The 11,469-nt window shown below is 63.3% G+C and carries 8 protein-coding genes; 5 read left to right on the top strand and 3 right to left on the bottom strand.

What is annotated here, in order from left to right; genetic code table 11:
- Positions 1-533 precede the first annotated feature (533 nt).
- Together HFC70_RS26190 and HFC70_RS26195 are read left to right on the top strand one after the other, a co-directional pair.
- Positions 534-989: a hypothetical protein gene (locus HFC70_RS26190; RefSeq protein ID WP_168476272.1), complete on the top strand. Its 456-nt coding sequence runs from the start codon at positions 534-536 to the stop codon at positions 987-989.
- Positions 990-1,290: 301 nt separating this feature from the next.
- Positions 1,291-1,503, top strand: a complete 213-nt coding sequence (locus tag HFC70_RS26195) for a cold-shock protein (protein ID WP_168476273.1) — start codon at positions 1,291-1,293, stop codon at positions 1,501-1,503.
- Between the two features lie 171 nt (positions 1,504-1,674).
- Here HFC70_RS26195 and dusA read toward each other — a convergent pair whose 3' ends face one another.
- The 3 genes from dusA to HFC70_RS26210 form a co-directional block, all read right to left on the bottom strand.
- Entirely contained in the window at positions 1,675-2,739 is a 1,065-nt protein-coding gene (dusA, locus tag HFC70_RS26200) for a tRNA dihydrouridine(20/20a) synthase DusA (RefSeq protein WP_168476274.1), read from the bottom strand.
- Positions 2,740-2,968: 229 nt separating this feature from the next.
- Positions 2,969-5,794: an FAD-binding and (Fe-S)-binding domain-containing protein gene (locus HFC70_RS26205; RefSeq protein ID WP_168476275.1), complete on the bottom strand. Its 2,826-nt coding sequence runs from the start codon at positions 5,792-5,794 to the stop codon at positions 2,969-2,971.
- A 50-nt stretch (positions 5,795-5,844) separates the two neighbouring features.
- Positions 5,845-6,801 (bottom strand): nitrate ABC transporter substrate-binding protein, encoded by a 957-nt coding sequence (locus HFC70_RS26210; RefSeq protein WP_168476276.1) that lies wholly within the window; start codon positions 6,799-6,801, stop codon positions 5,845-5,847.
- Between the two features lie 432 nt (positions 6,802-7,233).
- On the opposite strand from HFC70_RS26210, the gene HFC70_RS26215 reads away from it, so the two are divergent.
- From HFC70_RS26215 to HFC70_RS26225, 3 genes are all read left to right on the top strand, one after another.
- A complete protein-coding gene (locus tag HFC70_RS26215) occupies positions 7,234-8,781 on the top strand; it encodes an ABC transporter substrate-binding protein (protein ID WP_168476277.1) in 1,548 nt (515 codons plus the stop codon).
- Positions 8,782-8,791: 10 nt separating this feature from the next.
- The gene (locus tag HFC70_RS26220) at positions 8,792-9,745 is read left to right on the top strand and encodes an ABC transporter permease (protein ID WP_168476278.1); all 954 of its coding nucleotides are present in this window, start codon (positions 8,792-8,794) and stop codon (positions 9,743-9,745) included.
- Positions 9,742-11,469: dipeptide/oligopeptide/nickel ABC transporter permease/ATP-binding protein (locus HFC70_RS26225; protein WP_168476279.1), on the top strand; the 1,728-nt coding region annotated here is incomplete at its 3' end. The genes HFC70_RS26220 and HFC70_RS26225, both read left to right, overlap by 4 nt.

The following is an 11,469-nucleotide window of genomic DNA, read 5'->3' on the forward strand; positions in this document are numbered from 1 at the left end:
CCTCGCCGCCGTGGCATACTCTTGCCCGTCCCCCTTCGGATACACCGGGTGTGCGTGCCCGGCGAGGTGGGATCGGCGCTGGAGGGTTCGGGCTATCGCAGGCCCGGCCCGCCGGGGTCCGCGGAACATGGTCTCCCCCTGGCGAGGCGGGCAGCGTGTGGGATGTCGGACCGATCCCGATCGCTGCAGACCGCAATCGCGTGCCGGGTGCGCCTGTGCGGCGTGGGAGAGTGATGGGAACAACGGTTTCGCCGGGTGCCTGCCCGTCCGAAATCCGCACAGGGCTCGGCTGAAAGGTCGCTCCGCCACGGCGGCGCCGACCCCGATCCGCAACCGTTGCGCCCATCGCTGCAGAGAGACCGAAGTCGCGGCACATAAACCGCCGAACGGGTGCCGGAAGGTGTCACCCTAAAACCATTTCATAGAGGCAGCTTCCGGCACCTCGTCCGAACCGCTTTGTCAAAACCACGGGCCGAACCGGTCGCGGGATCGCAAAACCGTGCCCGCCGTTTGCCCGCCCCGAAACGCCAGAAATGAAAGGCCGTCCGATGACCAAAATTGTTGGCAGCAGCGACCAGGACGAGATTTCCCGGCAGATCCTGTGCCTGACGCTTGAAATGCTGGCCGTGCCGAGCTTCTGTTGCCTGCGGCGCGCCTGCACGCGGGCTGTGCGCTGCCTTGACCGCGACGAACCCGGCCTTTTCCCGCGCTGCTGGCAGCTTCTGCTGCCCGAAGAGCAGGCCCTGGTCTTGTCCCTGTATGAGCAGGCCACCAGGGCCGAGCTGCGCATCACCAACGACCTCCCCCGCCCGGTGCCCGACGATGACGACCACCTGGAATTGATGGAGGCCGGCGAGGAAATCATCTGGCGCTACTTCGCCATGGAGCCGGAAAACCGCCGACCCTTGCGCACATTATTGCCGGCGTTGGGCCGCGCGGCGGTCGCCGGAGAGCCGCCTGTGCCGCAACGGCACAGCGAAAACCCCTAAAAGCTCAAGGGATTCAAGCCAATTGCTAACCCTGCACCCAAGGTCCGCCCCGTTTTGGCTCTTGCCGCCCTCCGGCATTTGTTGTAGGAATAGCGCCGTTCGGGTTTTTCGATCCCGGAGACTGAACCGATTGTACGCACCGCATTTTGCGGTACTGGGGGCCTTCTCCCGATGGTAGACGTTCATTCCCGTTATCTCGACCTCTCGACTGGTCTTTCGCGTTCGAAAGGCTCAACCGTCCCTCTTCCGGGCTCCGGGTGCGGGAAACCATTGTAGACTTAAGGGAAAGAGGACTTCTCCCATGGCCACCAAAGGCGTCGTAAAATTCTTCAACCAGGACAAGGGCTTTGGCTTCATCACGCCGGACGGCGGCGCCAAGGACGTGTTCGTGCACATCTCCGCTCTCCAGGCTGCCGGCCTGCAGACCCTGAAGGACGGCCAGCAGGTCACCTTCGACACCGAGCCGGATCGCATGGGCAAGGGCCCGAAGGCCGTCAACATCCGCGCCGACTAATCCCGGCCGGCCCGATTTTCGGGCTTTTTGCCGCCGGCTCTGCGCTCAACCAGCGATGATCGGCAGGCAAGGATGAAAAGACAGGACGGCGTCTCCCCGGAGGCGCCGTTTTTTTATGTCTGCGCGGCTTATCCGGGCTGCCCCGATCGGCAGGCCTGCCGCGCAAAGCAACTAACCGGCCGCCTGCCGTTGCCCGGCCAACGTTTCGTCCGCCTGCCCTTTCGGCCCGCCTGCAATGTCGACCGCGGCGAAGGCCTCGGCGATCACCTCAGGCCCGGCATTGGCGCCGGTCGCCTGCGACGACAGGATCTGCCGATAGCGCCGCGCCCCGGCAAAACCCTGGAACAGCCCGACCATGTGCCGCGTCACATGCACCAGCCGACCGCCGCTTTCGATATGCCGCTGCGCATAGGCCATCATCGCATCGCGGATCGCCGCCCAGTCCGGCTTGGCAGCGGCAGCGCCATAGATTTTTTTGTCCACCCCGGTCAGAAGCGTGGCATTATGATAGGCGGCGCGGCCAAGCATCACCCCGTCCATGATGGTGAGGTGTTCTGCGGCCGCCTCGAGCGTGTCGATGCCGCCATTGATGCCGAGGAACAGGGTGGGGTTCTGCTGTTTCATGGCGTGCACCAGGGCGTAGTCGAGCGGCGGGATATCGCGGTTCTCCTTCGGCGACAGGCCCTGCAGCCAGGCTTTTCGCGCATGGATCCACACCGCGTCGGCCCGGGCGTCGGCCATGCGGGCGATGAAATCCGGCAGCACGGTCTCTGGCTGCTGGTCGTCGACGCCGATGCGGCACTTGACCGTCACCGGCACCCTGGCCACGGCCTTCATCGCGGCGACGCAGTCCGCCACGGTCTGCGGCTCGCGCATCAGGCAGGCCCCGAACGTGCCGGCCTGCACCCGGTCCGACGGACAGCCGACATTGAGGTTGATCTCGTCATAGCCGTAGTCGGCCGCAATCCGCACCGCCTCGGCGAGCCTGGCCGGCTCGGAGCCGCCCAGCTGCAGCGCCACCGGATGCTCCGCCGCCTCAAAGCCCAGCAGCCGGTCGCGGTTTCCCCGAATGATCGCCTCGGCGACGATCATCTCGGTATAAAGCAGCGCATGGGCCGTCAACTGCCGGTGAAAGAACCGGCAATGCCGATCCGTCCAGTCGATCATGGGTGCCACGGCGAAGACGGGAGCCTTGAAATAGTTTGATTTTTGTTCTTTTTCAGGCTCTGGAAACACGTTCTTCTCCGTCTTGCTCCCGCTCGTTTTGCACCAGTTCCGGCGATTTTGGCAACGGATTTGGTCCAGCGGACCGAATATAATATGCTTGGACCAAATTGGGAGGGGTCATGGCCCGATCACCGCGCGCCGGCGCAAGGATGGCAGCGTCGGCTATCGGGTGCTCGTGCGGGTCATGCAGGATGGCGCGACGTATCAGGAGACGGAGACGTTATCCGTTCCTTCGGACTCATCCCAGCAGGTCGGCAATGAGGCCGAGGGGATGGCGCAAGGCGCGTCCGTCAAGGCGCTCCGCCTGGCAGCGACAGGAAAAACCGGTCGCCACGACGGGCTCTTCGTTTTTCATGTGCAGCGACCAGGACATGTCGAACAGTTTGCGTGAAACGGCCTGGTGCCGTTTCTGGTGGCCGAACAGGCCGGCCATGCCGCAGCAGCCGGTGGCAGGTGTCGAAAGGGTGACGCCGATCGCCGCAAAGACCTCCCCCCACAAGGCCCCGGTTTGCGGCAACGATGTCGCCTCCGTGCAATGACTGAGCAGCGTTGCGGAAAGCCCGGCGCGAGCTGTCGGCAGGCGGCATCCCGCGGCGATCTGGCGCGCCAGAAACTCCTGCGGCAGAAGCACGTCGGGCACATCGAACCCGGCCTTGGCATAGTCCTGCCGCAGCATCAGGACGAAAGCGGGATCCAGCCCGATCAACGGCGCGCCGGATGCGGCCGCCCGGTTGAGGATTTGCGCAAGCCGCCGCGCCATAACCTTAAAATCGGCCATGGCGCCGAGATTGAGTGCCGCCTTGCCGGCCGGCAGCATGTCAACCAGCAGGGGCCGGTAGCCCAGCGCTTTGAAGCCGGCAATCGCGTCGCGCTGCACATCTTCATCGAACAGGGCCGTGAACCAGTCCTGAAACAGCAGCACCGTCTTGTCGGGCAAGGGATCGCTGAGTTCGTCCAGGCCGATGCGGTCGGTCTTCGGCATGGGCCGGGCGATATGCCTTGGCAGGTCAGTCGTTTGCAGCAACAACCCGGCAAGATACCGCACAAGCGGCCAGACCGGCCTGACAAGCGGTACTATACGGACCTGAAGCCGGCTCCACCGTTCGGCCCATATCGTCAACCGGTCGCCGAACGGTCGGCCCTTGCGTCCATAATAGTCGGCATAGAAAGCCGACCGCATATGCGGAATGTCGACCTGCACCGGGCATGAGGAAGCACAGGCCTTGCAGCCGAGGCAGGTGTCGAGAACACCGAGCAGATCCGCCTCGTCGACCTTCTGCGGCGTGCCGCGATCCCGCGCCGCCTTCCAGGCGCGCAGGGCATCGGCCCGACCTTTCGGCGAATGGCGCAGGTCGGCACTCGCCTTGAAGGACGGGCACATCGGCGCGGTCGCCTGATAGCTGAGGCACTGCGCATTGCCGTTGCAGCGGAACGCCCGCTCCAGCGGATCGCCTTCCGTCGTGTTGAACGGCCGGAAGGCCGTCGTCGCAATGCCCATGATCTCGCCGTCGACACTCACCAGCTTGCCGGGATTGTACTGCCCCTTCGGATCGAAGGCGGCCTTGACGCCCTGCAGCGCCCGGTAGGCCTCGGGGCCGATCCATTCGGCCAGAAACGCCCCCCGCACGCCCTTGCCATGCTCGCCCCAGAAAATGCCGCCATATTTGCGAGTCAGCTCGAACACCGCCGTCGAGATCGAAACCAGCGTCTCGCGATCTTTCTGGAGATCGATGTTGAGCGCCGGGCGAATGTGCAGACAGCCGACATCCACATGGCCATACATGCCGAAGCCGAGCCCGTGGGCCGAAAGCACCGCCAGGAATTCCTCCACGAAAGCGGCAAGATGTTCCGGCGGAACGACGCAGTCCTCCACGAAAGCGACCGGCCGGGCGAGGCCATCGACCTTGCCCAGCAGCCCCACACCGGCCGAGCGGATCGCCCACAGATCACGGATCTCCGCCTTGTCCTTCGCCACATAGACCGCACCGATGCCGTCCAGTGTCGCGAGACGCGCAAGACAGCCGGCGAGACGCCCGTCCAGAAGGCGTGCATCGTCGCCGTTGAATTCCAGGAAGATATAGGCCACGCGCCCCTCCCCCTTCGGGCGAAGCTCTTCCGGCAGACGCGACAGAATTCCGGCGGCCTGCGCCAGCTGCTGGACACGCTCATCCATCACTTCGATGGCGGTCGGCTCGTCGGCCATCAGCGGCAGGGCGGAGGCCAGTGCCTGCGAGAAGCTGCCAAAGCCCACCACGACAAGGCGTTTTTCCGTTTCGATGCGGTGCAGATGCACACGAACGCGGGTGACGGGTCCAAGCGTGCCTTCGGCCCCCAGGAACAGCCGCCACCATTCGAAACCACCGTTGTCGGGACAGGCGCGCTCCAGATCATAGCCGGTAAAGCGGCGGTTAAGCTTCGGCGTGGCGGCGACAAAGGCGGCCCGGCCCGACCGCGCAACGGCTTCGACGCGCGCCAGCATCGGGCCCGCCCAGTCAGGCTCCGGCGCGAAGGAGGCAAGCAACCCTTGTGCGCAGGCAATCTCGAGGCCGATGATATTGTCAGAGGTCTTGCCATAGATGCGCGAGCCCTTGCCCGACGCATCCGTCGAGACCATGCCGCCCACCGTGCAGCGCGTCGACGTGGAGGTCTCAGGCGCGAAGAACAGGCCCAGCGGCCGCAATTGCTCGTTGAGGTCATCGAGCACGATGCCCGGCTCGACATCGGCCCATTGCTCGGCGGCATTGACCGCGATCAGCCGGTTCATGTGCCGGCGAAGATCCAGGATGACGCCGCGGTTCAGGCTCTGGCCGTTGGTACCGGTGCCCCCGCCCCGTGCCGTGAGCCCGATACCGGCAAAGGCGGGCCGATCCAGAACCCCCAGCAGACGGATGACGTCATCTGTATTGCGCGGTGCGACGATCAGGTCGGGAAAGATCTGGTAGACGGAATTGTCGGTCGACATGGCCGCACGCAGCGCGCTGTCGGTCTCGATTTCACCGGTGAAACCCATGGCCCGCAGCGCATCGGCCAGCCGGCTGATCCTGCTTGACGGCTCACCCGGCATGGACGTTCTCCATCGCTGACAGACCTGTTTGAAACCGACACGGTTCGAGCTCAATCGAAGCCATGGGGAAAGAGCTCCTCGGCCGTCAGCTGGCGCGGAAGGATCTGCTGCTTGAAGAGTTCATCGGCGAAATCCCCGATCATTGTGCGGTTCGAAGCCATGCCGGACGCCGCCCATGCCTCGGGCAGACCCGCCGCGGACCGCCGCAGTTCATCGAGCATGAAGGGAGATGTATCGGCATACTTGCGGCGCTTGGCAAGCCAGACACTGCGCGCCGCATCGACCAAACGACTGAGTTCCGCGACGACCCAGGGATTGTCTGCCACGATCGGCGCCTTGACGGAGATCACGTGCATGCCGGGCATATAGCCGACAGCGTTGAAATAATCGATTTCCGCCGAAACGACATCGTCGAGCAGCGGCCGCAGGTCAGAGGCCGGATCAAAGAAACCTTCGGGCATGAAGGGCGTGAAGATCGCATCGAGAAATCCCTCGCGCAACAGGTCGACCATCGGCTTTTCGCCCGGACAGGCCTCGATCCTGCCCGCCCGGCCAAAGCCGTCCAGCCGGTCGACGATCGGATGGGCGGCCGTCAGACGGCCGGCATACCACCTGACATCCTCAATGCCGACACCGGCCCTTCTCAACGCGGAGCGGGTCCAGACATTTCCGGAATCGCGCCAGCCCGTCACGCCGATCTTCTTATCCTTAAGGTCCGACAGCTGATGAAGCGGGCTGTCTTTCGTAGTGATGATGCAGCGATGTCGAAATCCCCGCATGATAAAATTCGGAATTCCAACGACGCTGTCGTCGCCATCATGGCACAGTTGCGCATAGCGGCTGAAGGAAGCCTCGGCAGCATCGTAAACCTCGCTGCCGGCGACATCGGATACCAGTGTGTCGACCCGATCGACCTTGAGCACCAACCGTTCCGAGCGCACATCTCCCAGCAGCAGCGGCGTGACATAATCCCAGTCACGGACAGCAAGGCGGATCTTCAATGTCATCTATCGCTCCCGTATGCGAGCCGACGCTGCAAAGCATGGCTCTTCCACGGGCATAGCCGACCCCGAGACCGACGGTCCAATCGAAAAAATTTTGATCGCTGTTCGGAAAATTTGATCGCGCCCCTGCCGCGCAATTTTATCTCGCGCGCCACCAAAATCAAAAATCGTCACAAAACTGCCATCGGTTGAAGACGGAATCTGTACAAGCTGACGCTGTATTTCCAATTCCAGCCTCGCGCTTGATCGTTGTAATTCCAGAGAGAATGCAATTTGATTGCATGGAATTCATGCTGCAGCGCAGCGACAGGGAAAAGAAATCTATATCTCATAAAGAAAATTTTGATTGGACAGCCACGGGCTGCAGATAGTTCGATCACCAGGCAAATTCTTTAAAAGCTCTCCGCTCTGCCCTCCAACCGTTTCGAGGTTTCCATGACGAGCTCCGTCCACAAGGGTCCAAAGGCAACAAGACGCGCCGTCCTGCTGGGTATAGGCGCCGGTATCACAGCGCTGGGATTGCCGCAGCGTCTGAGCGCTCAGGCCGCCGGCTCCGTGCTGAAGTTCGGCCTGTCGACCTTTCCCCCGACGATCAAGCCTTTCGACAATACCGGCGGCGCTGCCAATACCGTGAAGCTGATGATGTATCGCGGGCTGATGGGCTACGATGCGGCGGGTACGCTGCAGCCCGAGGCTGCTGAAAGCGTGGAATGGAGCAACCCGAATACCGCCGTCTTCAAGCTGCGCAGCAATGCCGTCTTTCATGACGGCAGCCCCGTGACGTCAGCCGATGTGATCTTCTCGCTCGGAGAAATCACCAAGGAGGGCTCCAGCGCCTATCTGAAGAGCGACCTGAAGATCATCAAGGACGTCAAGGCACTGGACGACAAAACAGTGCAGATCACGCTCAATACTCCGAGCGCCATCTTTCTCGACCTGATGGCCAGCTATTGCTGCCCGATCATCTCGGCGAAGAGCACCCCGGAAAACGTCATCGGCGCCGGTCCCTTCATCATGAAGGGCAGCGAAAAGGGCGTTTATATCGAACTGGCGCGCTTTCCCGACTATTACATGTCGGATCAGCCCAATGTCGACGGCATCCGCTTCATCGCCTATGCCGACGAGAACCTGCGTTATGCAGCCCTTGAAGCCGGCGATGTCGATCTGATCGAGTACCTGCCCTGGACCCAGTTCGACGCCGTCGAAGCATCGAGCACGCTGACGATGAAGAGCACGCTCGGGCCCTTCATGTTCCTGCTGTTCAACGTCACCGATGGCCCGTTCGCCAATCCCAAGGTTCGCCAGGCCGTCGGTTATGCGATCGAGCGGCAGGATGTCGTCGATGCCGCCTTCGCCGGCCGTGGCGTGCCGCTTTTCGGCCTGCCCAATCCGCAAGGCTCGCCCTTTGACCTAACCGACCCCTCCCATCAATGGACATTCGATATCGACAAGGCAAAGGCCCTGCTGACGGAGGCTGGGTATCCGAACGGCTTCGAGTGCCGGCTGCTGGCGACCGCCACCTATGGCATGCACCAGGATACCGCCTCCGTGGTCCAGGCCTATCTCGCCATGATCGGCATCAACGCGACGCTCGATCTGCCCGATTGGGGAACGCGCGTCACCGCCGGCAAGGAAGGCAAATACGACATCGCCGTTCATGGCACCTCGGGCAATTACAACGATCCCGATGCACTCTGGTCGCTGCTCTATTCTGGCAACCCGTCCTATCTGCAATCCTTCGGCTTCAAGAGCGAGCGCATCGACGGGCTTCTGGAAAAAGGCCGCAGCGAAATCGACCCGGCCAAGCGCAAGGCCATCTACCAGGACCTGGTTGTCGCCTATTACGAGGAAGTGCCGCAGGTGCCGCTCAACTGGCGCGTCCAGGCCTATGCGATGCGCAAGGCGGTCTCGGGCTTCGAACAGCTGCCAGGCTTCCTCAGCGGCTCCTCCGCCTACGCGCTCGACGAGACGAAACTGGGATAAGGGGTTCCGCATGCTGGCCTTTGTGATACGTCGCGTGGCGGCCGCCGTCGCCATGCTGCTGGTCATCGGCACGATCATCTTCTCGCTCCTGATCATCGTGCCCGGCGATCCGGCGGAACTGCTTCTGTCCACCGGAGGCGGATCGGCGACACCCGAGGCGATCGCCAATGTTCGAGCCGAAATGGGGCTCGATCATCCGGTTCTCGAGCAATACGGAACATTCCTCTATAACACGGCGCGGCTCGATTTCGGCCGATCGATCGTCGACAAGGGTGCCATCTCGGACGCCATTGCCTTGCGCCTGCCCCGCACGCTCGAACTGATCATCGTCGGCGCCATCCTTGCGCTGGCGGTTGCGATCCCGGCCGGCACCATGGCCGGGCTGCGCGCCGGCGGACGGTTCGATATCACCGCCTCCGGCCTCAACGCCCTGATCACCTCGGTGCCCGGTTTCGTGATCGGCACCCTGTTCATCTATTTCTTCGCGCAGCAACTGGGTTGGTTGCCGGCGGGGGGATATGTCGCATTTGCGTCCAATCCCAGCCAGCATCTGCAGATGCTGGTCCTGCCGGCGCTGACTGTCGGCCTGCATCTCGGCACCATCATTTTCCGCATGACGCGGGCAAGCGTGCTCGAAATGCGTGGCCATGACTGGGTTCGCACCGCCGCCGCCAAAGGCCTGCGCCGTTCGCTGGTGGTGCGCCGCCATGTGCTGAAAAATGCGCTGGGGCCGATCATCACGGTGGTCGGCCTGCAACTCGGCATTCTGCTGGGTTCGACGGTGCTGGTCGAATTCGTCTACAACTGGCCCGGCCTCAGCGGCCTTCTGGTCTCGGCCGTCGAACAGCGCGACTACCCCACCGTGCGCGCCATCATTCTGACCGTCGCCGCGATCTTCATCGGCATCAATCTGGTGATCGACATCCTGTCATCGCTCATCGATCCGAGGATCCGTCTGCAATGAACCGGTTGTTCCGCATCCCCAGGCCCATGATCCTGCCCAGCATCCTGCTGGTCGCCCTGATCCTGATCCCGTTTGCGGCCCCGCTGCTGACCGACGCCGACCCGATCAAGATCGCCGTCCGCAACCGGCTGGCCGCGCCAAGCCTCGAGCATTGGCTGGGGCAGGACGAGTTCGGCCGCGACCGCCTGGCCCGCGTGCTCTATGGCGGCCAGGTGTCGCTGACCGTCGCCTTTGTGGCAACCACCATTGCCGGTATCGTCGGCACGCTGTTCGGCCTGGTCGGCGCCTATTTTCGCGGACCTTTCGCCTTCATCAGCACCAAGCTGGCCGACGTGGTGCTGTGCTTTCCGCCCATTCTGCTGGCGCTGCTGGTCGTGACGCTGTTCGGCCCCGGAGCGACCACGCTGGTTGCCGTCTTGTCGGTGCTGTATTTTCCGAGCTTTGCCCGGATCGCCTATTCGGAGGCCATGCGCGTCTCCGCGCTCGATTTCGTCGAAGCGTCCCGCGCGCTGGGCACTCCTTCCGGCAGCATCGTGCTGCGCACCATCCTGCCGAACATCGCCGGCCCCGTCTCGGTGCAATATTCCTTGACGGCCGCCGCCGCCATCACCATTGAAAGCGGTCTGTCCTTTCTCGGCCTCGGCGTCGTCCCGCCGGCTCCATCCTGGGGGCAGATGATCCGCGGCGCCCGGCAGTTCATGAACCAGGATCCGCTTGGCATCATCATCCCCTGCGTGGCGCTCGTGCTGACGATCTACGTGATCAACTTCTTCTGCGATCGCCTCCGCGACGCGCTCGATCCGAAGGGTGGAGCCGCCGACGGCAAGGACCAGATCTCGGTGCCGCTGTCCCTGGCGAATGCCCCGGTTGACGATGATCCCGATGTGGTGGCGACGATCCGCAACCTGCGCCTCGATGTTGCGCGACCGGGCGCGGCTGTCTCTGTCATCGAGGATGTCTCCCTGACCCTGCGCGCCAACCAGTGCACCGCACTCGTCGGCGAAAGCGGCTCCGGCAAGTCCTTGTCGTCGCTGGCGCTCATGGGCCTGCTGCCGGGCGCGATCCGGCAGGTCGGCGGCACGCTGCGGCTGCGTCGCAAATCCGGCGAGATGATCGATCTTGGCCGGCAAACGGCACGGGCGCTGGAAGAGATCCGCGGCAATGACGTGGCCATGATCTTCCAGGAACCGATGACCGCGCTCAATCCGATCCACAAGGTCGGCGCGCAAATGGTCGAGGCCATACTTGCCCATCGGCCGATGTCGTCCACGGACGCGCGCCGCCATGCCATCGATCTGCTGAAACAGGTCGGCATCAACGAGGCCGAGCGGCGTTTCGATGGCTATCCGCACGAAATGTCCGGCGGCATGCGCCAGCGGGTGATGATCGCCATGGCGCTGACCTGCGCGCCACGCCTGCTGATCGCCGACGAGCCGACGACAGCACTCGATGTGACGATCCAGGCCGAAATCATCGAACTGCTGCAGAGCCTGCGCCACAATCAGGCCGACGGCCTGAGCCTCCTGTTCATCAGCCATAATCTCGGCATCGTCGCGGATATCGCCGACCGGGTCGCCGTGATGTATTCCGGCCTGGTTGTCGAGGAGGGACCGGCCGACCTGATCCTGCGCGATCCCCATCACCCCTATACGCGCGCCTTGATCGAAAGCATGCCCTCGTCCCATGAGCGTCTGCATTCGACGCGCGGCGACCGCCTGCCGGCC

It is taken from the genome of Agrobacterium sp. a22-2 (assembly GCF_012276985.1).
Lineage (GTDB): Bacteria > Pseudomonadota > Alphaproteobacteria > Rhizobiales > Rhizobiaceae > Allorhizobium.